This window comes from Pseudomonas sp. LTJR-52 (genome assembly GCF_003691465.1).
In the GTDB taxonomy this organism is placed as follows: Bacteria; Pseudomonadota; Gammaproteobacteria; order Pseudomonadales; family Pseudomonadaceae; genus Chryseomonas; species Chryseomonas luteola.
This window is the reverse complement of sequence record NZ_CP033105.1, coordinates 1,158,783-1,184,765: the sequence shown is the minus strand read 5'-3', so window position 1 is coordinate 1,184,765 and position 25,983 is coordinate 1,158,783. Positions and strand designations below refer to the sequence as shown.

The following is a 25,983-nucleotide window of genomic DNA, read 5'->3' as shown; positions in this document are numbered from 1 at the left end:
ATAGATGAGCAACTTAACACTTACCATTGGTAACCAGTCGATCACCTTCTCTCAAGAAGACATGCCAGCTATCGAAGCAGTTTTGCTTAATGCCGGGCGAAAGCCAGGTCAAGAAATAGTGCGTATGTCGAGTTCAGGGCGCATTGCAGCGACATACAAGATTGCACCATTTCAGAACAACGAGCATGCCAGCCGCGCGGGTACGCAGCACTTCAATAAGTCTGAAGCTCCGCGCTACATCCTTACTGACTTCTAACTAGTACCCGTTTTTAAACGCCTTTGAAGTCTGCCCAGCCTCGCGCTGGGTGGAGAGGAGTTTTGCATGCCTAAGAAAAGACAAAACCCCGGAAAACGCGCCAACGTTACCGGGGTTCGCTACCACAAAAAACTCAGCATGAAGCTTAGCATGTGGGTTGCAGGCTTGAGCCTTTCGGACAAATACATTGTTGAAATAGCCTTGTCAGGCTTGCCCAAGAACATCTATAGTTCTTGCGTCGCGGCAAATTCCGTGACCGGGTTTGGCGACCCGAGTAAATCAAGGCGCAACAGCGCCCTATACCCCATTGCAGGCGCTTTTTTTGTGCCCGCAATGCTGTGTTATGGCGGCTGTGCGTGGGAGACATTCGTGTCTGCCGGGTTCCTTGATTCCCGGTTCGCCAACCTGCGCACAGCTGCCACCCTAAATCGTTTGGCGACGGTTCGTGGCAGCTCCTCAAATCAAGGAGTTCCACTATGCTTAAGCACGCCCAAAATCTGCCTGCTAATTCCTCTCGCGCCTCAGCATATAAAGCTATGGCTTTGGCTGCCCTCCGCGCAAATTCCAGTCTATCTACTCGTCTCGCTCGTTATAACCATCACATGCAACGCGCTCGCCTTGCTATGGAAGGCTCGCTACAGGAGGCAGCCCATGACTAAGCTCATGCCTCTCACAGCCAACACCTCCTCTACTCCAGTCCTACTAATAGACATGAGTAGCTCTTATAGCGATTTGGTAGAAGGCGCTGAGTATCGTTTGGATGTTGCTAAAGAGCTTATGCATAGCGTGGCATCCTTAAATCCAAGACAAGGAAGCGCTCAAGACCTTAGCAGCGTAGCTAACGCCGCGTATCTGTTGCTTGAAGATGCATCTGATCTCTTTAAGGCAGCCAGAAAAGTGGCTCTATTCCAGGAGAGCCGCCATGCATGAGCCTTCTGTTGTAGATCTTATTCGCCAAACTGCCTTACATGCGCTCAATGCAGCAGAGCTGCTTGTACCTGAATGGCTGCCCGACGGTTCTAGAAATGGTCGTGAATGGATTGCCTGCAATGTGGCTCGTGGTGATCGCCGCCCGGGCTCATTTGGCGTGTCTTTAGACAGTGGGCGTTGGAACGATTTTGCAGACGATAGCGCCCATGGAGGCGATTTAGTTTCGCTCTTGGCCTATCTCCGTAGTTGCCGCCAAGTAGAGGCAGCACGGGAAATCGATGCGCGCTTATCACTAGGCTTACTCAATAGAAAAGGAACACAAACTAAGATAGAAGAGCTGAGCCGTGCTGCTGAAACCGCTTTCCAAAATCGCTTGCAAAAAGAGCAAGAAGAGCAGGCCCGTATAGAGCGCAGGCAGAAACATGCTTTACACCAAGCAGTGGAGCTATGGAATCCAGCACGCCGCGCGGATCGACTTCATCCATATTTGATTGCAAAAGAAGTACCTCCCTTAACTCTTCGCCAACAAAGGCAAGGCAGATTGCTTGTACCTCTGTGCATGGATGGCCGTCTGGTTAATCTCCAGATTATTGATGCGCAAGGAAACAAACGCTTCCTTGCAGGCGGTCGCGTACAAAGCTGCTATTCGCCTTTAGGAAAAATTACTGAAGGCTGCCGCCTTTATGTCTGTGAAGGCTGGGCAACTGGAGCCACGCTGCACGTAGCGACCGGCTCACCTGTTGTTTGTGCCATGAATGCTGGAAACCTCAAACACGTCGCACTTGCTATGAGGAGTCGCTATGGAGATAGCATCGATCTTGTAATCGCGGGTGATGATGATCGTCAAAACACAAGTAATACAGGTCGCTTAGCCGCTAATCGTGCAGCGAACGCCGCAGGGGCACTCGTAATCTTTCCTGAATGGCCTACGAGCGCTCCATTAGAGCTTTCTGACTTCAATGATTTGCATGTATGGCGTAGCAACCAGCGCAGGGAGACTGCGCGATGAGCAAGCCAAATAAAGAAAACTTGGACCTCACCTTGGTCGGTACGCCTAAGCGACCAGATAGCGAGACGATTGAGCGTCCGTGCTTTGCTGTATACGAACAGAACACTTTTAAAGACGGCAAGCAGTACAAAGCTGGAACGTGGTATCACGGCCTGAAACAAACTGGACCAGATGAGAAATCTATTCCTGTAGATCATTGGATCTGCGCCCCGCTTCATGTAGAGGCCGAAACGGTCAATAGCGAAGACGGAAGTATTGGCAGGTTGTTGAGCTTTGCCTATCGCGGTCGCCGTATTGAATGGGTAATGCCTATGGAGGCCTTGGCCGGTAAAGGGGATGAGGTTTTAAAGGGTTTGATGCGCCAAGGCCTGACTATTGAATACCACCAACGTCGACATATCGCCCCTTATCTAGCGAGCCACAATGCGCTGGAATGGGTAATTTCCACTACAACAAAGCCCGGCTGGCATGAATCCGGAGCCTTCGTGCTTCCGTCTAGAGTCATAGGCGGCAATAACGTGCGCTATCAGGATTCTGGCCGCGCTGTGAACCTTTTTACTACCAAAGGTAGCTTATCTGGCTGGCAGGAACATGTTGCTTCGCGCTGCTTGGGCAATCCGGTATTGATTCTATCTGTCTGCTGTGCACTAGCCGGCCCGCTTCTAGCCAAGTTAGGCATTAATGGCGGTGGAATCCATTTAGTAGGCGACTCGTCTAGTGGTAAGTCATTAGCTCAACTGATGGCGGCATCAGTATGGGGAAATCCCGGCACATTCGCCGCGTCCTGGGACGTATCTAAAGGCGGCGTAGAAATAGAGGCGGCCTCTCGAAACGATACAGTCTTGATCCTGGATGAGATTAAACGAGCGGACCCTAAACGCGTTCAAGAAATGGCCTATGCCATCGCCAATGGTATGGGTAAAAGCACCATGACTCGTGAACGGGAAGGCCGAGCCAAACTTACATGGCGAGTTCTTGCCCTATCGAGCGGTGAACGATCTTTATCAGACCATGCTGCTATTAGTGGCAACGGCGCTCACGCGGGTGCTGAGCTGCGAATGGTGGACGTAAACGCAGGTACTCGGACATACCGAGCCTTTGATGACGTGCAAGGTATGACAGGTCAAGAGTTTCATCGCGTTTTAACAGAGGCGGTATCACAGCATTATGGATTCTTAGGCCCAGCTTTCGTCGAAAGGCTGCTCGAGCAGCATGAGCCAGAGCAGCTACATGCAGCTTTCAAGCAATTGCGTGAGACCTTCAACACTGAAAGTTCGCAAGCCGGACGAGTAGCGGACCGCTTCGCCATCATGGCTTTTGCAGGAGAGCTAGCAGTCGTTAAAAAGCTTCTTAGCTGGCCAGTTGGAGCTGCAGCGAATGCCTGCCGCCTACTTTTCAGCGAATGGCTTGCCAAGATGGGTAATGGCAATGCCGAGGACCGACAAATTCTCCGAGGTATATCCGACTTCATTGCTTTACATGGGGACAGTCGATTTTCAGATATACGTGCTGAGCATGCATGCCTAACTGTAAGAGACCGCGCAGGCTTCTACGAGATCAATCAAGACAAGCGTCTATATCTCTTTAACACTCCAGCGCTACTCGAAGCAGCAGCCGGTTACAGCAAAGACCGTATCGTACGTGCGCTAGCTGTAGCTGGAGCGCTCGCCAAAGTTGATGAAGAAACCAAAGGCAGTCGACGCACCAAAAAGTACCGCACGCCAGGAGGTGGCAGTTCACGCTTCTATGTTATCGACCCTGATCGCCTAGAGGCAGAAGGTGATTATCAATGAGTAAATATCACCAACAAAACTCTTTACTGTCTCTTTTCACTGGGAACGCGGGAACATGGGAACAGTTCAGCAACTATGCAGGTTTGAGCCGTTCCCATATAAAACTCAAGAGTGGGAACATGGGAACACAACTCTATCTTTTAAAGAGATGCGCATGTCCTTTTGTTCCCACTTTAAAAATGGCGGGTACAAGTTCCCACGCTGTACCCCTTGATTTACAAGGGCTGTACCCATGTTCCCGCGTTCCCAGCGATTTTAGATTCAGACGAATAAACATAAGGGGGTAAAAACTGTTCTTGTTAGCAGTTCCTAAATAATCCCTAAACACATAAAGGCTCTTTTCTTTGACCCATGCAGCAAGGTTTTTCCTTGCAGCAACGTTCCCCCTTGGCCTGCTAAAAGCGGCCGCTCTATATTGGAGAAATGAAATGACTGAAGTAACCAACAATAAAATTCCAGAAAATATTGCACTTATTATTAAAAACGCTGAAGAGAACATACAAAGATTCGTGACTCAGCGTGACCGCTTGACAAACCTTGCCCAACGCTTAGAAAAGCACAAAAAGACAGCGTTAGCAGCCGAGCAACAAGCAAAGAATGTCGGTATTGCTTGGAGAGGAAAATTCCGAGCCGCTGATGGGGAACTGACAAAAGAGATCCGCGAGCTTAAGCGCGAAGAAGCAGATGCTTATGACTTTGCCCAAGAGTACCAAGCATTAGCGAATGAACTTCAACCAGAATTTGAGCTATGCCAAATTCAAACTCATAAACAAAGATCAGGACACCACAATGTAGTAGCTGATGGACGTATACAGTACTCAACACATCGACTAAATGATGCTGCTGAAAAATTACTCAACACAACCGAAGGTAAGGCCTTCCTTGTTGCTGTTAAGCAATATCGAACAGCTCATCAAGAATCTTCTGATCTACCTTCAAGCACTGAAATAATCGCTGCCTCAATAGATAATGCTCTAAACCAATACGAGCTTGATATCAATGATTCAGTTTGGTCAAAACTGACTATAGTCGACCGATCTGAGTTTGAAGCACCGTCTAATGCTTTTAAAAGCGTTATATTGACGACTAGAAAGGTCGCCGAGCTTGAGGGACTATTAGGTAAACAGTCCTAACCTTTAGCCCTAAAAGAGCCGCCTATAGGCGGCTTTCTTTCCTTTTGCTACCTCGCCTCGCCCACTACTTGTTCAACGCCTTACACCCTGCGCGCGCAGTTGTCCCCCCACGACGCCTGCGGGCTAAATAGGTCGATTTTTCTGCACCGCTTCATTCTGCTACAAACCAAGCCCCGCCTGAGGTAGAGGGACAAATTTACAGGTTCTATTTCCCTGCGAAACCCTGCACTCCCCCTGCTTTTGTCGACAAAAAGCCGATGGCTGGTTTGAAATCAAGGATGAGTAGCATTTGAGACCGTACGTGACATGCGTCACAATAACCGAATCATGTAAAGCCGTTAAATATTCAAGGAAGATGGAAATGGAAATTTCGAAAGTAAAGCTTGTCGGCTATAGAAATTACTTAAATACAGAAATTAAATTCCAAAGTAAAACGCTCATAATTGGAGCTAACGACTGTGGAAAGACAAACCTAATATATGCTCTTAGACTACTATTAGATAAATCTCTCTCCGAAAATGATATAGAACCCCGCGAGACAGATTTCAACATTAACCGAAATGGAGAACAGGCTAACGAGATAATCATCGATATCCACTTCAAAGAAATAAATGAAGATGCGGTAATTTCTACTTTAAAAGGTTCTATTTCAAACGAAAAAACCTGCGTAATAAGATATAAGGCCGAAAGATCCAACCTACAATACCAGATATATTGCGGCCCTACCGATTACCAGCTTTCCCCTCTAAACGGAAGGTATTATCTAAAATATCTATACTTGAAATATGTAAAATCAAGAAGAGACCTAGAAAAATTCGTTCTTTCAGAAAAAAAACAATTATTAAAACTGGCACAGGAAACTCGAACCACCGAACAAGAAATACATGACGCGAAAATCTTAAGAAAGATTGAAAAAGGCCTTACCAACATCAACCAGCGCGTACGAAAATTAAATTACGTAACCAATGCTACAAGCGCCGTTAATGAAGAGCTTTTAAAGCTATCTCACGATCTCACTGAATATGCTGTTCACTTAGACTCAGGGGCCATTGAGACTCAACAATTCATAGACAGCTTAAAACTTAGCGCTAGCACTTCAGGTGCAAAAATATCGTTAGGAGGTGATGGTCGCAACAATCAGATACTAATGGCTCTCTGGAAAGCAAAAAGTCAAAGAGAGTTCGACCCTGACAGCGAGGTAGTTTTTTATTGTATTGAGGAGCCTGAGGCTCATCTGCATCCACATCAGCAGCGTAAATTAGCAGACTATCTTATTAAAGATTTACCTGGGCAAACTTTAATAACTAGTCACTCACCTCAAATCACAGCCCGTTACTCTCCTGACTCCATAATACACATTAAGCACTCATCCATTGGAAGCATAGCAGCTAGTGGCGGTTGCTCTAAGTGTATAAGTATCGAATGGGATAATCTTGGTTACCGAATGAGCATTCTCCCTGCAGAAGCTTTTTTTGCAAAAGCAGTATTGCTCGTTGAAGGTCCTTCAGAACTTCTTTTCTACACAGAGCTTGCAAGAGCGCTAAATATCGACCTTGATTATTATAATATTTCAATCTTAAGCGTAGACGGCGTACAGTTTGAGGTATACACAAGAATCTTAGAAGCGATGGAAATTCCTTGGGTAATGAGGACAGATAACGATATCTCCAATATTACTTACCAAAAAAACGAGCTTAAGCAGCTAGCGGGAATTAATCGATGCTTAAAAATTTGCAAACTTGACCCATTAGAACATCAATCCTTGGAAACGACGGTATTAGACATTATAAAAACAGGAATATGGGAAGCCACTTCTAAAAAAATAAACCCTCTTGGAGTATATCTCGCTTATGTTGATCTTGAAACGGATATAAGCTACGAGTTAGAAAAACAACTTCTTTTATTCTCTAAAAAAACAAAAATTGAAGATGCTATAAATTACTTACAAAAACAAAAAGCTATTAGGATGCGCAGCTTCTTGGCTGAACACTCAAAATCGTTAGCTGAGCTGAAGAACGGTTATTTAGCTGAACCTCTTCTCCACTGCATAGAAAAAGCAAAGAGCGAATCGAATGTTTAATTTTACTGAGGAACAGAAAGAGGCAATCAAGCCACAAGGCTGCATGGTAATTACAGCTTGTCCAGGAAGCGGCAAAACTGCGGTTGTATCGGAGAAAATTCGAAACGAGCTTAAGCAGCTTAAAGACTACCAAGGCGTAATTGCAATTACATTTACCCGTAAAGCTAGCCAAGAGCTTGAGCACCGCTGCCGTATTGGCGGACTAGAGATCAAATCAAGCTTCTTTGGAACTATAGACTCTTTTTGTCTTAGAGAGATAATCCTCCCCTTTTGGAAACATGTATTTGAGCACCTAGGCGAAGACCTTGAACCTAAGCAAGATGCTGACTTATCAATTGATGAAAGAATTTTGGTGGATGAAAACAAAGACGTAAACAATATTAGTGAGGCTAATTTTTTAGAGTTAATAGAAACATTCTCCAAAAATAATATTATTTACTTTCCAACCATAACCAGACTAGCCATACACATCCTTAAAAGTTCTATTTCGTGCAAAAATTATATAAAATCAAAATACAAAAGCATTTACATTGATGAATATCAAGACTCCTCAGAACAACAGCATATTTTCTTTAACAAGGTAGTCGATCTAGGTGTAACAGGCATAGCAGTAGGTGACTTAAATCAGTCCATATATGGGTGGCGTGGCTCTAGCCCAGAGTATTTAAAGGAGCTAATGCGATCACCTTTATTTACACACCGTACTGTCACAATAAATCATAGATGTCACCCTTCTATTTACAACTATGCAAATCGAATCCTTAACCCAACATTCGAAACCCTACCATGCAAAAGCATTAACGTATATCACCATGATATTGTAGGAACTCAAAGAGAACTAATCCTCTGCTTAAACAAGTTGATTCCCTTAATACTTAAAAAAAGACCTAAACTAACACGTTCAGACTTGGCTGTTTTAGTAAAAAACAATAATACTCTAGAACATATACGAGAGCATCTTACAGTGCCCTGTAGAGTCTTTAGCAAAGACTCAATTGACAACCTTGAAAGTAAAAATGGTCAGTTATGGTCAGATCTTTTAAGATTTAGATACAATCAAGAAATTCTTCCAGAACAAATCATTAGTGCACTACCATTAACATCTACTTTAAAACGCCCCGAAATAAAGCGACTCCGAAATCTAATAAAAGAAATACGGACAACCCCGGAAAATACACTGGTAGATAAGCTTATTTCTTTTGGCAATGATATATTCGGCAAACCCACGGATACTGAAATCGCTGCACTAAAATTAACAGTAGAGGATCGAGAGGCAATAAAACAATATTATCCTAGCTCCCCTGATGAAATTCAGTGCATGACAATACATAAATCAAAAGGTTTAGAGTTTGATGTAGTTATACATTTAGATCTTTACGAGTGGATTCTACCTAGACTGGAGATAAATGAAAATTCTAGAGAACCATTTTGTCCAAACCTAGAGCAAGACTTAAATTTACACTACGTAGCATTAACAAGAGCAAAATCAATTTGTGTGCTTATGTGGTCAACTCAAAGAATTAACAGCCGTGGAAAACAGGTAAAGGGAGAACCTTCTCGTTTTTTAAAACGCCCAGGTATTAATGGATTGTACAAAACATTAAATACTTAAGAGCTAGATTAATAATTCTTTATTTCTGCAAATAAAATATTACCCACATACTTATTTATAAAAACAATTAAAGATCCATTATAGAATCCATCTAGCCACCCTAACCGTGGCGACTCTTAAGTTGTTTTGCAGGATCTATCTGAAAAGGTTTTAATTACCTTAAAGCTAATTTTCTGCGCTTCACCATCACGCAAGTCAATAAGTTAGAAGGTCTAATCAGACAGCACGTAGTAGCAATCTAATACTTTTCAGAGAGCGTCTAAGAGAAGGCCCACCTGTTTGAAATTCGCTTTAGCGAAACCATTCTGAATTGACTTATTGACACATTCACTAAATTATCTTTGTATCCCTGCTTGTATCCCTAACTTCAAAACACAGATAAAAAAACATAGAAATCAATAACTTACAATGATAGTTAGAAGCCCGCCGGAGCGCCAAACAGTTACGCACTTAGCCAATTCGGCGTAATAGCATACAAAGCCGTTACAGCAACATGATGGCAAGTGATAAGAAAAGGCTCCGCCTGCTTTTAGCATGACGGGGCCTTTTTCTTTTAAGCCGTTAAAACCGCTGTTTCGGACTGTGCATACCTTAAGCTCCCCCTTTAGACCTTTACAAAAGAGTCTTGCCTGCCTCTTCCCATCTTTCGCGTACATATCTGGTAGCAAAGCCTTAAGCGGCTTTTGGTTTAAGCCCTCCGCTCGTATTACTGCAAGAGATCAGACCATACCTATGATTTAGCAGTCATAGAGCGGATGCTGCGTATATGGCTGGTTTAGAGCGCAGATTGCAGCATATATAAACAAAGAATGGGCACGGTAGTGAATCCGCACCATCATCTAAGGCCCTGCCATTCGTTATGGCATTTTGATTTCACCTATACAAGCCAGAACTAATTCAAATTCTAGTGTCATAGCATTTTGCCATCTTTATGGAGGTGGCAAATCTTGACTACCTATGAATTTTTATGAAGAAGCTGCTGGATACCCACTCGCCACTCCCGTCTCATAGCCGTGAGGATATTTCAAATCTGCTAGAGCTTCATGGTTTAGAAAACATTAACTACATTGAAACGCACGCTATGGACAGCGTAAGAGAAACACTGGCTGCCTGGCCTCTTCTGGCAGAAACGACAGAAATAATGGTTCTGGCATTAAAGAAGCCTGAGTGAAAGATCGGTAAGTCAATCGAAAGCGGCTAATTAAAATACATTGCTGATTGAAACCGTTTCTTTCCAACCGATTGCGCATACGCTTAGAAGTACTAGCGAATCAAAACCTATCCCCTTTCGGCTTTGAGCAGCGTTTCGTAATGTGGGCTGATTTCGGTCAGGATGACCAGGGCTGCCGCGCCGAGGGCGACGGTGTCCGGGCCCGCAGCACCGAGTTGGATGCGGGGGTATTCACGGTCCGGGCGGCGGCTGACCGAGACGGGTAGCGACGCTAGCCGGTTTACCAGTTGCTTGAGAATTGGCTCAGGCAGAAAACCGCTGATGAGGATGGTTTGCGGATCCAGGAGGGATTCGAGGATGTTGATGGCTTGTCGCAGGGCAGGTACGGCCTCATTCAGCCAGGCGTCGACGCCTTGCCTGAAGGCGACGGTATTGCAGTCCCAAGTGGCAATATCCTGATCGGCGGTTTGTCCCAGGTGTTCAAGCAGCGAGGCGATGGACACATACCGCTCCAGACAACCCGTGTTTCCGCAGTAGCAAACCTTGCCGTCAGGAATAACGGACATGTGGCCAATCTCCCCGGCGTTATGCCAGTGCCCGGGATACAGGCGATTTTCCAGATACAGCCCTGCTCCCAGGCCGCTGCCAATGAAGAGATGCACAAAGTTTTGCAGATCGCTGGCAACGCCATGTAGCCGCTCGCCCATGGTGGCGGCGGTGGCATCGTTCTCGATAAGCACAGGCAGTTCCAAGGCTTCTTCGAGGCGTGAAGGAATGGCAGGGTCATCCCAGCCGGATAAGGCTGTTGGACCAACAGCAGTAATGCCTTCCACGTCGAACGGCCCGGGTAAGGCAATACCGACACCGATGAAGCGATGCGAGGGAAACTGTGCCCGGAAGCGGCCAACAGTTTCAGTGAGCAGGGGCAGCGCTTCGTCAAAGGTGGGGTAATCGACCGGCAGGCTGGCCTGCGCCTGACACTCTCCGAGCAGATCGAGCAGCACGGCAATGATGCGATGCTGCTCGACATGAAAGCCGATGGCATAGCCGCCCTGAGGGTTGATCGACAGGGGAACGGGGGGCTGGCCCCGGCCAACCTTTTCCGGCGCATGGGCAAGCAGCACGCCCTCCTCCTGCAGCTCCGTCACGATGTTCGAGACGGTTTGAGCGGTAAGGGAGGTCAGCCGTGTCAGGTCGGCACGGGTCAGCCGTCCACCCAGGCGGATGGCTTCCAGAATAACCCGGCGATTATGCAGGCGGGCGTGTTCGGCATTGGTGCCGGTGGTCACGATGCGTTTGGTAGATGCCTTTCTCATGTTTACATCATCAGGAGCGTGCATTAATTAAATCAAGTTGAATTAATATAAAGCCTATGGTCTTCTAAGGGTGGTTCGCTGTTTGGCATGTACTCACCTGACCAAAGCGATCCCTTCACTACAACAACAATGCCGAATCGGTAGAGCCGATCGATGGCACGAAGAATTTTTCATCTGCCCATCCTTTACCTTTCGAGCGAAGAGATCGTCCTATGCCGTCATCACCCGTAACCGGCCAGCCTTCCTCCGGCCTCAAGAAAAAACTTGGTCTGTTTCCCGCCACTACGCTCAACATGAGCCAGATGTGTGGTGTAGGGCCTTTCATTACCATTCCAACCATGATTGTCATCATGGGCGGCCCACAGGCCTATCTCGGCTGGATACTGGGCGCCCTGCTGGCCCTGTGTGATGGTCTGGTATGGGCGGAGCTGGGTGCGGCATTGCCAGGTGCCGGGGGTACCTATGTGTACCTGCGCGAGGCCTTTGGCAAGCGCACGGGAAAGCTGATGCCCTTTCTGTTCATCTGGACGGCAATGCTGTTCATTCCGCTGATCATGTCCACGGGCATCATCGGGTTCGTTCAGTACCTCACCTGGTTCTGGCCGGACATGAGCCAGACGGCAGGCAATGTGATTGGCCTGAGCCTTATCTGGCTGATCATCGGGCTGTTGTGGCGCAAAATCGAGTCGGTCGCCAAGCTGGGCATCGTGCTGTGGGTGATCATGCTGATCAGCATTGGCAGTCTCATTACTGCAGCCCTCTCCCACTTTCACCCTGAGCTGGCCTTCAGCTTTCCCGAGGGGGCGTTTGATCTTTCCGACAGTGGCTTCTGGCTTGGCATGGCTGGAGGGCTAACAATCGGCATTTATGACTACCTGGGCTACAACACCTCGGCCTACCTTGCTGGTGAGGTTGACCAGCCGGGCCGCGTGATTCCCAGGTCCATCATCTTTTCGATTCTCGGCATTCTCGCCATTTACCTGCTGATGCAGGTGGGCGTGCTGGGCGTCGTGGATTGGCATCGCATGCTTGATCCCAATTCGGCGGCTTATAAATCCGTGGCCTCGGTGGTACTGAGCGAAACATGGGGCGCTACAGCAGCCAATGTCGTGACGGTTCTGATTCTGATCACTGCGTTGGCTTCAGTGTTCGCAGGGCTTTTGGGTGGCTCGCGGGTGCCGTATGAAGCGGCGAGGGACAAAGTGTTCTTCCAGGCGTTTGCCAAGGTGCATGCCCGCCATGAGTTCCCGACGTATGGGCTGCTGAGCATGGGTGTGCTGACGTCGATCGGCTTCATGATCGGCCGGTTGAGCGACCTGACCACGCTGATCCAGCTTCTGACAACCGTCATGATTCTGGTGCAGTCTGTTGCCCAGATCATTGCACTGTTCGTGCTGCGCAAGAACCAACCGCACCTGAAACGGCCTTATGCGATGTGGCTTTACCCGGTGCCGGCCGTTATTGCGCTGGTGGGCTGGGTCTATATCTACATGGCCTCCAACCATAACGCACCCGGTGCCTACCCGATCCAGTGGTCATTGGTCTGGCTGCTGGTGGGTGGCGGCGCCTATCTCCTGTGGGCGCGTACACACCGGCTCTCCTGACTGTAGCGCCATGACACAAGCACTTGAAAGAGAGAGTCTTACGATGCCTGATCAGGGCGTACTGCTGGCCATCGATGTTGGCGGTACTAAAACCCACATTGCCTGCTATGACCCCGCCAGCGAGCAGCTGGCGACCCGGGTCCTGGCGACCCATGCCGAGGGCCTGCTTGGCGAGCCGGCCCTGATGCGCCTGCTTGAGGCCGCACGGGAATGTGCACAGCAACTCGGCGCAACAACCATTCGCAGCGTGGCGGGCGTATTCCCAGGCGTTGTATGTGGTCATACCTTGCTGATGGCACCTAATACACCCGGCTTTGAAGGGCTCGACCTGCACGGCTTGATTGCTCAAGGGTTGGGTACGCCTGCGGTCATGCTGGACAACGACGTCAAGGCCGGTGCATTGGCCGAGGCACGTTGGGGTAGCCTGCAAGGTATCGATCATGCCCTCTACCTGAATCTGGGCACGGGACTCTCTGCCGCAGCCATTGCCAATGGGCAGCTGATCCGTGGGCATAACGGCGCCGCCATGGAGATTGGCTATATGTTGTCACCTTTTCTGGACCCTGAGCGCGTATCGGACTGGTACAGCCACGAGCAAGGTGGCGCCCCGCTGGAGGAGCTATTTTCCGGAATGGCCCTGAATCAGCTGGCCGTTGAGCTGCTCGGGCCGGGCCACCAGGCGCTCGACCTGTTCACCAGCCAGGAGCCTCGCGCTCAGCAGGCGCTGCATGTGCGGATTGCTGCCTGCACCGCTCAGGTGGCCAATCTGGCGATCGCCCTGGATGTTGGCCGCATTGCCATTGGTGGAGGGCTTTATCGGCAAGCGGCAACGCTGGCCCCGCTCATCAAGCACATGATCAACCGTACTGTTCCCTTTGCGCCTGAGATCGTCACGGCGCATTTCACGCACGACGCGCCTCTATGGGGCGCGCTCAGTATGGCTATGGATGCCGCCGGGCTTGCCTTTATTCCCGAGCAGATCCTGAGCCAAACCGAGCTTCTTTCCACACTGGACGCTACAGCGTCCGAAGGTTGACGTCCCGAAGGTAACTGCAATGTCCCTGATGCTGAATGAAACCCAGTCCATTCCTGCCGTCCTGCAACGCATGCTGGACGACGACAGTGCTGTTACGGCACTGGCAGACCGTCTGGCTCGCAATCTGCCCGACCTCATGATGACCGTAGCGCGGGGCAGCTCGGATCACGCAGCCGCCTATTTCGCTCATCTGATGATGTGCCGGATCGGCATTCCCAGCCTTTCCATGCCGCTTTCGCTGGTCAGCCTCAACCAGCCGCCCCTGCGCTTCAACAATGCCTGGGTGGCGGCGCTTTCCCAGTCCGGCAAGAGTCCGGACCTGATTGCCAGCGTTCGTTATTTGAAATCCCGCGGCGCTCGGGCGACTGCCCTGGTAAATACGCCCGATTCGCCTCTGGCAGCAATTGCTGATGGTGAAGTCTTGCTGCCTGCCGGACTTGAGCAAAGTGTGGCTGCCACCAAGAGCTATGTTGCCATGCTTATGGCAGCTGCCCAGACGGTAGGTTATCTGGAGCGCAACCTGGGTATAAAGTCGGACCTGCTACAAGCGCTCCAGACATTGCCTCGGCAGATGGAGCGCGCCGTGGAAGCGGACTGGTCCAGGGCCATCGAGGTGCTGACACCCGTCGACAAGATGCTGGTCATCGGCAGAGGCCCGGCCCTGCCGATCGCCATGGAAGCAGCCCTGAAGCTGAAGGAAACCTGCGGCATACAGGCCGAAGCCTTTTCCAGTGCAGAGGTTAAGCACGGCCCGATGGAGATCATTACCGAAGGGTATCCGGTTCTGGTTTTTGCGCCCGCAGGTCCCGAGCAGGCTGGCACGCTGGCCTTCGCCCAGGAGATGCGTACCCGCGGGGCCAGGGTATTGGTGGCTGCAACCGAGGATAATGACGGCGTCGATTTACCCAGCGCCCGGACCGACCATGCCCTGCTGGAGCCTTTCACTCTGATCCAGAGCTTTTATGTTCTTGCCGAGGCATTGGCCAAGGCGCGCGGTTGCAACCCTGATCAGCCGCGTTACCTGAAAAAGGTGACCGAGACGCATTGATGAGCGCCTGCATGCTCTCGCCATGAATGCCACCTCTCCCATTCATTGATGACAAAACAAAGCCCCGACACTCCGCTGGTCGGGGCTTTTTGTCTCCGGCTTAAGCTTGAATGTCCTTTGCCGATAGCCCTCGCATATCAGGCGCACTGTGCGCCGCGCATCAGCCAAATGGATAGAGTCATGGGACGCATGCCGCTTACGCGAAAGGCATTCACTGGATCAGTGCTTTTTCTTCTACCTTGCCTGACATGGGCCGAGGATGCGGCTGCCGGGGCACTTTCCGTCAGCGATGCCGCGATCATGCTGGGTATTGTTGGCGTGCTGGTAGCTTGGAGCGTCTATGAAGGGTTGCGCAGCAGTCGAGTAACTCAAAAACCCGCACCGCACCATTCGATCATTGCTGCCAATGCACCTTTGGTTACACCCTGGCAGGCCAACGCGGAGAATTGCCCGTTCTGCTCGGCGCCCATGAGCCTGCGCACGGCCAAGGCTGGCAAGAGCTTTTATGGCTGCAGCCGCGCCCCTGTCTGCCGGGGAACAAAGCTCATCAGCCACTCTGCGAGAACGCATGGCTCTCGTCTATCGAGTCTCTAACCATGTTGCTCCAGTCTGAGGGCACGTCCACCCCTTGCCTTCAGGGCACACAGTACGAATAAGCCAGCCGCTGCGGCCAATACCAGTGGCAGACCATTTGGCCCTGCGGACATGGCTGCGCCACTCAGGATGGGACCAGCAAGACTTCCCACGCCCCACAGAAACCCTGCACTGGCATTGGCGGTAATCAGGTCCTGCCCTTGAAAATGCTGCCCGATAAGGGTAATGGCCAGGGTATAGACGCCACCGGCTACCGCACCCAGTATGACCAGCACAGGCCAAAGCAACGCTTGCATCTGGATCAACCAGGGCAGCGCAAGACCAATCAGCAAGGCAATCAGGCCACAGCCGAGGTAAAGGTGGTTGCGGTTGAAGCGATCAGACAGGCAACCCAGCGGGTATTGCAGGCAGGTGTCACCCAGCAGAATGACGGTCGCCATCAGTGCGGCCAGTGCAACCTCGTAACCGTGGCTCAAGGCAAACACGGGAAACATGGACAGCACGACGCTATCAAAAAAGGAGAAGAACACGACGCCTGCGCAGATCGCAGGGGCGACCTTCAGAAAGCCCAACACGGTAAAGGTCTTTTGCTCAACGGTAGCCTTACCGGCGATGGGGTTGGGCAGAAATCGCGCAGTAGCCAGCAAACACACAGCAAAGATCGCCAGAACGATGCCTGTCACCCAGGCACTGCTGGGTCCCAAGGCGGAAACCATGGCAGGCCCAAGCAGCTGAAAACCAGTGAAGAAGGTGGCGTACAGGGAGACAACACGACCACGGTTGGATTCACCGGCAATCTCGTTGACCCAGGCCTCGCCCAGAATAACGATCAGCCCTGCCCCTACTCCCATCAGAAAGCGGAACAGCCCCAACAGGATGAGTTCGGTTCTGAAGACTTCCAGCATGGCGATGCTGATCATGGAGAGGAAAAAGCACAGCAGGTAGATGTGCTTGCGGCCAAGCCGTGCGGTGAGCCATTCGACGATAAAGGCCGTCACGAGCATACCGGCGGCCGGCAAGGCCGAAAGAATGCCAATGGTCAGGTTGGGGGTATCCGCTTCGTGCAGGCGTAGCGCTACGACGGGAATGGTGGCGCCGATACTGAGGCCGACGACAGAAATGCCGACAATCAGCACGGCAAGGATCAGTTTGTTGGGCAGCACACATCAACTCCACGCAAGCCATTCGGGCTGCGTCTCGATACTCATCAGGTAATGGGTGTCCGGCGTTATGGGTTGCCGGTTCAATAGGCTTATTCATATTCAGGGATAAGCGTGTCTTATTAGCTAGCTTACTGTAAGCAACATACCCTTACTAACCGGCGGTTCCTGTACCTCCTCACGATTGCCGTGCCGCTGATCAAGCGGCTTATTTTCAAGCTGTTCTCACTCAAGACTTACCAGGTCCAGCCGATGTTCTGTAACAACTTTCACGGGCTGAAACGTGCAGTACCATGCATGTATAAGTCGGGTCGGACTTAATGAGTAATGATCTTTCGGCGTCTGATCGCGCCCAGATTTTGGAAACAGCAACGGATCGTTTCTGGAGCAGGGGTGTACTTGGCATCAAGGCGGTGCTGGGTATTCACATCATTTTTCTGGTGACGTTCATTGCACTGGATGTAAAAGCCCTCTGGCTGACCAACATTGGCAGCGTGGCCATTCATTTCTATTGCCTTCAATTACTCAAGGCCAAGCGCTATCGGCTGACAAGCACTCTGCTCATATCAGAAATCGTCGTGCATGCCGTAGTCGCAACCGTGTTCATAGGATGGCACACCGGGTTTTACTACTACCTGCTCTGCATCGTTCCGATTGCCTTGTTCAATTACACCGTTGCCCCCTTCTGGCGCTGGGTAACCTGCATACTGATTTGTACTTGCCTACTGATAGGCAAGGTTATGGATCTTTTTTTCGCCGTTGAACCCCTGCTCATGTTGAGCCCCAGGGTTACTGAGCTGTTCAGCCTGTTCAACCTAAGCTCAGCCATCGTGATGCTGGTATACGTCTCAGCCCTGACGGCTTCCAGCTCGATTGCCATGCAGGCAGACCTGTTTACCCTGGCCAACAAGGACAGCCTGACCAATCTATATACCCGCGGACGCCTGCACAGCGAGGCGCAGCGGCTGTACCGCAGCCCTCAAACGTTCAAGCCGATTTCACTGATCATGCTGGATGTGGATCACTTCAAGAACATCAACGATACCTTTGGCCACGACGTGGGCGACACGGTCCTGCAGCAGGTGTCATCGGTCATTGCCGCGTCAGTGAGAGGCACGGACGTGGCCTCACGCTGGGGTGGTGAGGAATTTTTGATCCTGATGCGTAATACCGATCTGAAAAATGCCGACAAGATTGCTGAGCGGATCTTGAATGAAATTCGTGCAATACGTTTAGAGGTAGAGGGTGGCACCATCATGGTGACGGCCACGCTGGCGACCTGCGTGATTGGCGAGAGTGAGTGTCTGAAGGATGCAATCAAGCGAACCGACAAGGCGCTTTACCAGGGTAAACAGCAAGGCCGCAACCGAATCATGCGAGCCGCTCAAGCTGTCGCAGCCTGAGCGGCATCAACGCGTGTCCTACCCCGTCAACGGACCTCTAGCGGAAACCGCAGTAGCAACCAGTGCAGGAAGACGCGGTTGACCTCATCAGGCCGCTCCTGCTGGGTCCAGTGACCGGAGGACTGGATGGCGCCTCGCTGAAGGTCATGCACGTACGTTTCCATGCCTTCCGACATGGAAGGCGGCAGGAAGGCATCCTGATCCGCCGTGACCATGAGCGAAGGCACGTTTATCTCCGTCGGCAGATTGGCCGAACGCTCCCAGTTACGTGTGATGTTGCGATACCAATTAATGCCACCGGTAAAACCGGTCCGGCTGAAGGTTTCAACAAAGACGCTGAACTCCTCCTCGGTCAGAAAGGTTTCCCGGGTATCCTGTTCGGGCTGATAGGCCTCCAGCCAGCGCACCAGTGCAAAGGCTGAGCCCTGCTCGGATGCCTTGGCCTTTGCGATACCCGCCCCGTCAACCTCATCTCCTCCAGGCTTTTTCACCAGGAAACTGAACACTTTACGGGCATCTCGGTTGAAAACGCTGTCTGCCTCGCCGGGCTTCTGGAAGTGCACCTGATACATCTCGTCTCCCATGCGCTTGCGCATCGCCTCGATCGGTTCGACGGGCGGACGTGGCAAATACGGCGTGTTAAGGCCGATAACTCCAGCCGTGCGGTCAGGATGTAGAAGCGGCATCTGCCAGACGAGCAGACCGCCCCAGTCATGGCCACAAAAAATGGCTTTTTCTATCCCCAGATGGTCCAGCAGACCGACCAGATCACCGGTCAGGTGCTCCATGTCGTAGGTCTCAACAGCCTGGGGCCGCTCGGTCAGTCCATAGCCGCGCTGATCGGGCGCGATGACCCAATACCCCGCTTCACTCAGCGCCTTGATCTGATGACGCCAGGAAAAGGCCAGCTCGGGAAAACCGTGGCAGAGCACAATGGGAATGGCTGGTTTGGAGCCGGTCATTCGAGGGCCGGCCTCGTAATAGGCCATCTGGATACCGTTGACCTGGGCTGTACGAGCCGGCGGCATCATGGGAAGTGCTGGGGCAGACATGGAGTTCTCCTCTAATAGAACGTTCTCTAACGGACTGCGGCCAGCGGGAAGGGTTTTGCTTCATAGCGTTTTGCTGCGCTTAAGCGGAATGTGCAGCGAAAAAGATTCGATTCGCTCTAAACGAGACGGCAGGACGGGGATTTTTATACAAAATACCATCTACCTGTCATTCATCAGCGCCTTTCGTGAACAGTCGACAACAGGACCTGTCCAGAGTCAGGCGGGCTTGTGACCACTACACACGCCATAACAACGATGCCATATAAGGCACACCCTGATGAGTTGAGGACTTTCCATGTCGACCACCCTTCCCATTCGCCCACTGCTGTTTGATCCATCATTTGAACAGATCCCGGAGGATGAGGCCGAGACCACTCGCGAGCTGGTCGAAACGATGCGCAAGATCATCGAGACGACCTCCGAGGATTATGGGCTACGCGAGGCGGTAAGCGAATTCTTTGCCAGGCAGGGTGGCGTATGGGAGATGCGGGTTCAGCTGGCTACCGATTCGAAGAAGATGCCCGTCGAGGATGCTTCAGCACAGTGGGCGGAGGAAGAAAGCCCTTATATCACCGTAGCCCGGATCGAAGTCGATCCGCAGCCCACCTGGACGGAGGCCCGCGCCAGGGAAGTAGACGACAGCATGGCGTTCTCACCCTGGCATGGCCTGGCAGCACACCGCCCCATTGGGGGTGTGATGCGTTCACGCAAGCCGGCCTACGAGATGTCATCCGGGTTCAGGGGACAGTTCAATGGCTGCCCCATTCATGAGCCACGCTCACTAGGCACACTGCCTCAGTGAGGAGGACCCTGCCGGTGTCTCAGAAGGTGACGCCGGCGATCAATGCAATATTGGTATAGGGCTGGCATTCGCCAGTGCGAACCTGTACCCGTGCTTTTTTACATAGCACCTTGAGGTCCTCATGGCTTACCAGTTGGCGCTTGCCTAACTCGCCCGCGGCGCTTAACCGCTGGATTTCAGCCAATGCAGGCGGATGCTGGGCAATGGTTTCCTCGGCAAGGACATGGGACTCGACCTGCATTTCACTCACGATGACGCGTAGCGTAGTGGCGAAGTCTGGCACGCCATGAGTCACAGCCAGATCGATACATTCCACGCCGGGCGGTACGGGCATGCCAGCGTCGCCGATCACGATCACATCACCGTGACCAAGGCTGGCGATCACGCGGGATAGCGCACTGTTAAGCAAAGGAGTCTTTTTCATGGGCGCTCTCAGATATTCAATTCGCGGCGATAGGGAATGGAGGGTTGCGCTCCGGCACGGGTGACGGACAGCGCAGCCGCCTGCTGGCCCAAACGAACGGCCTCTTCCAATGGAAGACCTTCCCCCAGGCCAGCAGCAAATCCGCCAACAAAGGTGTCTCCGGCCGCCGTGGTATCCACCGCCTGGACAACCTGCGCCGGGAAGTGCTGCTGCCGTTCGGTATCCTTATACAGCACGCCCTGTGAGCCCATCGTCAGCAGGATACGCTTGGCGCCTGCGTCGAGCAGTTGCTGGGCAGCCTGGGCGGCTGTTTCCAGCGAGTTGACCTCAATACCGGTCAGAAGGCTGGCCTCGCTCTCGTTTGGAACTAGGTAATCCACATGACCATACCAATGAGCAGGCAGCGGACCTACGGCTGGTGCTGGATTGAGAATGACCGTCTTTCCCAGCTCGCGAGCGCGGGTCAGCGTCTTTTCAACCGTGGCGACCGACACTTCCAGCTGGGCGATGACCACATCGGCAGCCTGCAATGCGGCGTCGTGGCGGGTCAGGTGCTCGGGCGACAGCTCGCCATTGCTCCCCGCCACGATCACGATGCAATTCTGCCCATTGTCATCGACCAGAATAGAGGCGATACCGGTCGGTACACCTTCTACGGATTCGACCGTGGAGCACTCGATGCCTTCGGCTTCCAATCCACTGCGCAGCTGCTCGCCGTAGGCGTCACGGCCTACGCAGCCGATCATGGTGACCTGGGCGCCCAAACGGGCGCAGGCCACTGCCTGATTGGCACCCTTGCCGCCAGGTGCCGTCACGAAGCTGCGGCCCGCCAGGGTTTCACCGCCTACCGGCACGCGTGGGGTCCGTACGACCAGGTCCATATTCAGACTCCCCACGATCACTATTTTTGCTTGCATCTTATGGACTCTCGTTCAATTCGATAGACGTGGTGGACTCGCGTACCACCAGGGTAGGCGCCACCACAGTATGTTCAGGTGTGTGCCGGTGCCGCTGCGCGAGCCGGGCCAGTAGCTGTCCGGCGGCGCGCTCGCCTAACTGCAGGATGGACTGTCCCACCGTGGTCAATGCCGGATAAAGGTAGCGGCTCACGGCAATATCGTCGAAACCCACGATGGACAGCTCCTGCGGAACGCGCAGGCCGCGCTCGGCGGCGGCGCGCAGGATACCGATTCCGATCATGTCGTTCCCGGCAAAAATGGCCGTGGGCGCATTCTTTTCCAACAAGTATGCGGCAGCGGTATAACCGGCGGCGCTGGTAAACTCGGTATTGAGCAGCCACGCAGGCTGTATCGTCTGCCCGGCTTCCTTCATCGCACGGCAATAACCAGCCAGGCGTTCCTGAGCGACCAGCGTTTCGGCAGGTCCACCCAGGCAGGCGATACGCCGATGACCCAACGCCAACAGGTGCCTCGTCGCCAAGTAACCGCCTTCTTCATGATCGATCTGCACCAGATCGGCTTCCACACCTTCCAGCGGGCGGTCGACCAGCACCATCGGCACCTTGACTGCAGCCAAGGCCTGGGCGAACTCACCGTCGCCGCCCACGGTGGCCACGATCAAGCCGTCGATACGACGCTCCAGCAGCACACGCAGGTAACGGCGCTGCTTGTCGTTATTGTCATCGGAATTGCAGAGGATGACGCTGTAGCCGTTACGCTCGCAGTGATCCTCGATACCCCGCGCCAGCTCCGCGAAGTACGGGTTGCTGCCATTCGGCACGAGCAGCCCGATGGTGCTGGTGGCCTTGGCCTTGAGCGAGCGGGCTACACCGCTGGGAACGTAGCCCAGCTGGTCAATGGCCGCCTCGACCTTGGTGCGTACTTCCGCGCTGACCGGGCGAGTACCATTGAGCACGTGCGATACGGTGGTATAGGAGATACCGGCCAGTGCCGCGACGTCCTTGATGGTCGCCATGGTTAGCCTCGGCGCTTGGCGCGATGGCTGCGGTAGGTGTCGAGCACCACGGCTACCACGATCACCGCACCGGTAATGATGCGTTTGGTCGGCTCGCTGGCGCCAATCTGTGCAAGCCCGGCGGCCAGCACGGAAATGATCAGCACACCAAAGAACGTGCTGATGACCGAACCGCGTCCACCCATGAGGCTCGTTCCGCCGATCACCACCGCCGCGATGACCTGCAATTCAAGCCCGGCGCCGGCGTTAGGGTCAGCCGCTTCCAAACGGGACACCTGAAACAACGCGGCCAACCCTGCCAGCAGGCCCATCAGAGCAAAAACCAGGATTTTGTAAGGCTTGGGGTTGATACCCGCCAGGCGCACTGCTTCTTCGTTGGTGCCGATAGCGACGAGATAGCGGCCAAACACGCTGCTCGTCAGCAAGGCATGGGCAACGGCAATCACCAGCAGCGCGATGATAAAGGAAGGCGAAATCCCAAAGGCGAACGGCGTGGACAGCCAACCATAGGCGTCACCGATGTAGGCCGTGCGCGAATCCGTTAATTGGTAGGCTAGTCCCCGCGCCATTTCCAGCACACCCAGGGAGACGATAAATGAAGGAATCCGCCATGCCACGGTTACGCTGCCCGTCACGGTGCCGGCCAAGGCTGCACAAACCATACCCAGGGCCGCGGCTGGGAAAATGCCCCATCCCCAATTGAGCGTAGCCACGCTAACGACCGAGGCCGCCAGTGCCAGCACCGAGCCTACGGACAAGTCGATCCCACCGATGATGAGGATCAGCGTCATGCCCACCGACAGCACCATTAGGTCCGGAATCTGGTTGGCCAGGGTGGTGAAGGTGTTATAGGACAGGAAATGGCTGCTCATGGCGGAGAACAGCACGATCATGGCCAGCAAGGCACCGGCCAGTCCCAGGTAGGTGCCCAGGCCGGACACACTGCTGCTGCGCTTGGGCGCGGCCGGAGTTACGGTAGTGTTCATACGGAGAGTTCCTGTATGGGAGAAACCGCTTCGCCCAGCATCGCTTCACGGCTGCTGTATCCGGCAAAGGCGGCGGCCAGGAGGCGATCCTGGCTCCAATCGTTACGGTCAAAGGTTTCCATGAGACGGCCAGCGGACAGCACGGCAATCCGGTCGCAGATCAACATCAGCTCACGCAGGTCACTGGACACGACAACGAGCCCCTTACCCTGCCGGGTCAGCTCGCCCAGCAAGCCGTAGATGTCGAACTTGGCGCCGATGTCGATGCCCCGGGTAGGCTCATCGAACAACAGCACCTGACAATCACGCTCCAGCCAGCGGCCGATCACGACCTTCTGCTGATTACCGCCGGAAAGCTCGCCCACCGGCTGATGGGGGCTGGAGCTGCGAATGCGCATGGCCTTGATCTGCCGCTCTGCCAACGCAAGTTCGGACGTGGACTGAACCACGCCGCGCTTGGCAACGGCGGGCATATTGCCCAATGCCAGATTCGCGCAGATGGACTGGGTGAGTAGCAGCCCCTCCCCCTTGCGATCTTCGGTGATCAGGGCGATGCCATTGCGTACCGCCTCGGCTGGCGAGCTGACGTTGACTTCACGCAGCGGATTCCCCACAAAAACACGCCCGCTGTCGGCGCGGTCAGCGCCGTAGATGAGCCGCAGCAATTCGGTACGACCCGCGCCGATCAAGCCAGAAATACCGAGAATCTCTCCAGCGCGAACCTCGAACGATACATCGCAGACCTTGCCGGCACGGCTCAGCTTGTCCACTTTCAGTATCGGCGCGCCAATGTGGCGCTCGCCCAGGTCAATATGCTCACCCAGCTCACGTCCCACCATCAGCGCTACCAGCTGATCGGTGTTGTAACGGCTAATGGACTCGGCGGCAACCAACCGGCCATCGCGCAGAACCGCGATCCGCTGGGAGATGCGCTTGAGTTCTTCCAGGCGGTGAGAGATGTAGACGATGGCGACACCACGGGCCTGCAGGCGCTCGATCTGCTCGAACAACAGGTCGACCTCGCGCGCCGTCAGCATGGCGGTAGGCTCGTCGAGAATCAGGATGCGGCAGTCACCGATCAGATTACGGGCGATCTCGACCATCTGCTGGTGGCCGACCCCCAGGTTAGAGACCAGGGTATCCGGATCGATGGCATCCAGCCCGACCTGCGCCATGGCCAGCCGTGCCTGCTCACGCAGCCTCCCACGGGAAATCCACCCGCCCCGGCTGGGCAGGTTATCGAGAAACAGGTTTTCGGCAACGGTCAGGGTCGGCAGCAGGTTCAGCTCCTGCATGACCATGCGTACGCCCAAGCGCTCGGCCTCAGTGCGGCTACCGGGGGTATAGGGCTGATCGAGAAAGGTCATCTGCCCGGTCGTAGGCGGAGTCAGCCCCGCGATGATCTTGGACAACGTGCTCTTGCCGGCGCCGTTCTCACCTGTCAGCGCCAACACCTCGCCGGGATACAGCTCAAGGCTGACTTCTCCCAGAACGGGTTGCGCATAGGTCTTGCCGATGCCGGTAATGGAAAGGACTGGCCTGCCCGACATGACGGTCTCCTTTAAAACTCAGGTGCCCCGCAAGACTCCGGTGCAGAGGCGAATACGATCGACTCCGCGCCAAGGCCCGGCGGGTAAAGATGGATTACGGCTTGGTTACCAGCTCGACAGGCGTTTCGATCACGCCATCGACAGCGCCGGTGGACTCACCCTTGACCAGCTTGAGCGCAGCGTCGATACCAAAGACCGCCTGCTTGCTGGCGTACTGGTCAGCCGTAGCCAGAACGCGGCCGTCCTTGAGCATGGGCTTGATGGCATTGATGTTGTCATAACCTACCACCAGCACTTCGCCCTTCTTGCCCGCAGCGCGAACGGCGGAAACAGCGCCCAGGGCCATGCTGTCATTACCAGCCAGCAGCGCCTTCAGGTTGGGATGTTCATTCATCATGGCGGAGGCCACGGCGTTGCCCTTGTCGATCTCCCAGGAGCCGGACTGGACACCCACGATCTTCATGTTGGCCGCTTCCATAGCGTCCTTGAAGCCAGCGGTGCGCTGCTGGGCATTGAAGGTGGTGGAAACGCCCTCGATGATGCCAACTTCGTCACCGGCCTTGAGCTGCTTGGCCAGGTACTCACCTACCAAACGGGCACCCTTGCGGTTGTCTGGGCCTACGAAGGGCACGTCAAGCTGCTTGCTCTTGAGTACGTCCTGATCCAGACGGTTGTCGATGTTGACGACCTTGATGCCTGCATCCATGGCTTTCTTGATGACAGGCACCAACGCCTTGGAATCTGCCGGTGCGATAACGATGGCATCGACCTGGGACACGATCATCTGCTCGACAATCCGAATCTGGCTGGACGTGTCGGTTTCGTCCTTGATGCCATTGGAGATCAGATCGAACTGGTCAGAATGCTCTTTTTGATACCCTTTGGCACCGTCTTCCATGGTGCGGAAGAACTCGTTGGCGAGAGACTTCATCACCAGCGCAACCTTGGGTTTATCCGCATCCTGAGCATAAGCCGCGGACAAGGGCAGAAAAGCGGAAGTCGTGGAAAACAGAACAGCAGCAGCGAGAAGCCGCATAGGGCGGGATGCGTTCATGGTGCACTCCATTGTTATCTTTGTTATGGCGCAAA

At 53.2% G+C, this 25,983-nt stretch carries 24 protein-coding genes; 15 read left to right on the top strand and 9 right to left on the bottom strand.

The window, feature by feature from the left end:
- Window positions 1–4 precede the first annotated feature (4 nt).
- The 9 genes from EAW52_RS05360 to EAW52_RS05315 all read left to right on the top strand — a co-directional run bounded on the left by EAW52_RS05360 (window position 5) and on the right by EAW52_RS05315 (window position 9,984).
- Window positions 5–256: a hypothetical protein gene (locus EAW52_RS05360; RefSeq protein WP_122041696.1), complete on the top strand. Its 252-nt coding sequence runs from the start codon at window positions 5–7 to the stop codon at window positions 254–256.
- Window positions 257–732: 476 nt separating this feature from the next.
- Window positions 733–915 carry a hypothetical protein gene (locus tag EAW52_RS26350; protein ID WP_122044727.1) on the top strand — a complete coding sequence of 61 codons (183 nt, stop codon included), beginning with the start codon at window positions 733–735 and terminating at the stop codon, window positions 913–915.
- Window positions 908–1,186, top strand: coding sequence for a hypothetical protein (locus EAW52_RS05345; protein ID WP_122041695.1), 279 nt, complete (start codon window positions 908–910; stop codon window positions 1,184–1,186). Before EAW52_RS26350 ends, EAW52_RS05345 begins: the two co-directional genes overlap by 8 nt.
- The gene (locus EAW52_RS05340) at window positions 1,179–2,195 is read left to right on the top strand and encodes a toprim domain-containing protein (protein WP_122041694.1); all 1,017 of its coding nucleotides are present in this window, start codon (window positions 1,179–1,181) and stop codon (window positions 2,193–2,195) included. Before EAW52_RS05345 ends, EAW52_RS05340 begins: the two co-directional genes overlap by 8 nt.
- A complete protein-coding gene (locus tag EAW52_RS05335) occupies window positions 2,192–3,988 on the top strand; it encodes a DUF927 domain-containing protein (RefSeq protein WP_122041693.1) in 1,797 nt (598 codons plus the stop codon). The genes EAW52_RS05340 and EAW52_RS05335 overlap by 4 nt, the downstream gene beginning before the upstream one ends.
- A 428-nt stretch (window positions 3,989–4,416) precedes the next feature.
- Window positions 4,417–5,121 carry a hypothetical protein gene (locus EAW52_RS05330; protein WP_122041692.1) on the top strand — a complete coding sequence of 235 codons (705 nt, stop codon included), beginning with the start codon at window positions 4,417–4,419 and terminating at the stop codon, window positions 5,119–5,121.
- A 361-nt stretch (window positions 5,122–5,482) separates the two neighbouring features.
- Window positions 5,483–7,201 (top strand): ATP-dependent endonuclease, encoded by a 1,719-nt coding sequence (locus tag EAW52_RS05325; RefSeq protein ID WP_122041691.1) that lies wholly within the window; start codon window positions 5,483–5,485, stop codon window positions 7,199–7,201.
- Window positions 7,194–8,813: a UvrD-helicase domain-containing protein gene (locus EAW52_RS05320; protein ID WP_122041690.1), complete on the top strand. Its 1,620-nt coding sequence runs from the start codon at window positions 7,194–7,196 to the stop codon at window positions 8,811–8,813. The genes EAW52_RS05325 and EAW52_RS05320 overlap by 8 nt, the downstream gene beginning before the upstream one ends.
- A gap of 967 nt (window positions 8,814–9,780) precedes the next feature.
- Window positions 9,781–9,984: a hypothetical protein gene (locus tag EAW52_RS05315; RefSeq protein ID WP_122041689.1), complete on the top strand. Its 204-nt coding sequence runs from the start codon at window positions 9,781–9,783 to the stop codon at window positions 9,982–9,984.
- A 107-nt stretch (window positions 9,985–10,091) separates the two neighbouring features.
- Here the strand turns inward: EAW52_RS05315 and EAW52_RS05310 are convergent, their stop codons facing one another.
- Window positions 10,092–11,300: an ROK family transcriptional regulator gene (locus tag EAW52_RS05310; RefSeq protein ID WP_162997593.1), complete on the bottom strand. Its 1,209-nt coding sequence runs from the start codon at window positions 11,298–11,300 to the stop codon at window positions 10,092–10,094.
- Window positions 11,301–11,512: 212 nt separating this feature from the next.
- Here EAW52_RS05310 and EAW52_RS05305 point away from each other — a divergent pair, with 212 nt between their 5' ends.
- From EAW52_RS05305 to EAW52_RS05290, 4 genes are all read left to right on the top strand, one after another.
- A complete protein-coding gene (locus EAW52_RS05305) occupies window positions 11,513–12,904 on the top strand; it encodes an APC family permease (RefSeq protein WP_122041687.1) in 1,392 nt (463 codons plus the stop codon).
- Window positions 12,905–12,947: 43 nt separating this feature from the next.
- On the top strand, window positions 12,948–13,940 hold the full coding sequence (locus EAW52_RS05300) for an ROK family protein (protein WP_122041686.1): 993 nt from the start codon (window positions 12,948–12,950) through the stop codon (window positions 13,938–13,940).
- Window positions 13,941–13,959: 19 nt separating this feature from the next.
- A complete protein-coding gene (locus EAW52_RS05295; protein WP_177411894.1) occupies window positions 13,960–14,988 on the top strand; it encodes an SIS domain-containing protein in 1,029 nt (342 codons plus the stop codon).
- 180 nt (window positions 14,989–15,168) lie between these two features.
- The gene (locus EAW52_RS05290; RefSeq protein WP_218567921.1) at window positions 15,169–15,582 is read left to right on the top strand and encodes a topoisomerase DNA-binding C4 zinc finger domain-containing protein; all 414 of its coding nucleotides are present in this window, start codon (window positions 15,169–15,171) and stop codon (window positions 15,580–15,582) included.
- Here the strand turns inward: EAW52_RS05290 and EAW52_RS05285 are convergent.
- A complete protein-coding gene (locus tag EAW52_RS05285; protein WP_122041684.1) occupies window positions 15,579–16,745 on the bottom strand; it encodes an MFS transporter in 1,167 nt (388 codons plus the stop codon). The two genes, EAW52_RS05290 and EAW52_RS05285, sit on opposite strands and share 4 nt — an antisense overlap.
- Before the next feature lie 317 nt (window positions 16,746–17,062).
- Here EAW52_RS05285 and EAW52_RS05280 point away from each other — a divergent pair, with 317 nt between their 5' ends.
- On the top strand, window positions 17,063–18,145 hold the full coding sequence (locus EAW52_RS05280) for a diguanylate cyclase (protein ID WP_122041683.1): 1,083 nt from the start codon (window positions 17,063–17,065) through the stop codon (window positions 18,143–18,145).
- 26 nt (window positions 18,146–18,171) lie between these two features.
- Here EAW52_RS05280 and EAW52_RS05275 read toward each other — a convergent pair whose 3' ends face one another.
- Window positions 18,172–19,197 carry an alpha/beta fold hydrolase gene (locus EAW52_RS05275; RefSeq protein ID WP_122041682.1) on the bottom strand — a complete coding sequence of 342 codons (1,026 nt, stop codon included), beginning with the start codon at window positions 19,195–19,197 and terminating at the stop codon, window positions 18,172–18,174.
- 295 nt (window positions 19,198–19,492) lie between these two features.
- Here EAW52_RS05275 and EAW52_RS05270 point away from each other — a divergent pair, with 295 nt between their 5' ends.
- A complete protein-coding gene (locus EAW52_RS05270) occupies window positions 19,493–19,999 on the top strand; it encodes a hypothetical protein (protein ID WP_177411893.1) in 507 nt (168 codons plus the stop codon).
- Window positions 20,000–20,018: 19 nt separating this feature from the next.
- Here the strand turns inward: EAW52_RS05270 and rbsD are convergent, their stop codons facing one another.
- The 6 genes from rbsD to EAW52_RS05240 form a co-directional block, all read right to left on the bottom strand.
- Window positions 20,019–20,423, bottom strand: coding sequence for a D-ribose pyranase (gene rbsD / locus EAW52_RS05265; RefSeq protein ID WP_122041681.1), 405 nt, complete (start codon window positions 20,421–20,423; stop codon window positions 20,019–20,021).
- A gap of 8 nt (window positions 20,424–20,431) precedes the next feature.
- Window positions 20,432–21,340, bottom strand: coding sequence for a ribokinase (gene rbsK / locus EAW52_RS05260; RefSeq protein ID WP_122041680.1), 909 nt, complete (start codon window positions 21,338–21,340; stop codon window positions 20,432–20,434).
- A gap of 1 nt (window position 21,341) precedes the next feature.
- A complete protein-coding gene (locus EAW52_RS05255; RefSeq protein WP_122041679.1) occupies window positions 21,342–22,358 on the bottom strand; it encodes a LacI family DNA-binding transcriptional regulator in 1,017 nt (338 codons plus the stop codon).
- 2 nt (window positions 22,359–22,360) lie between these two features.
- Complete coding sequence (locus EAW52_RS05250) at window positions 22,361–23,344, bottom strand: ABC transporter permease (RefSeq protein WP_122041678.1); 984 nt, start codon at window positions 23,342–23,344, stop codon at window positions 22,361–22,363.
- Window positions 23,341–24,894, bottom strand: coding sequence for a sugar ABC transporter ATP-binding protein (locus tag EAW52_RS05245; protein ID WP_122041677.1), 1,554 nt, complete (start codon window positions 24,892–24,894; stop codon window positions 23,341–23,343). The genes EAW52_RS05250 and EAW52_RS05245 overlap by 4 nt, the downstream gene beginning before the upstream one ends.
- A 94-nt stretch (window positions 24,895–24,988) precedes the next feature.
- Entirely contained in the window at window positions 24,989–25,948 is a 960-nt protein-coding gene (locus EAW52_RS05240) for a sugar ABC transporter substrate-binding protein (RefSeq protein WP_019365991.1), read from the bottom strand.
- Window positions 25,949–25,983 lie beyond the last annotated feature (35 nt).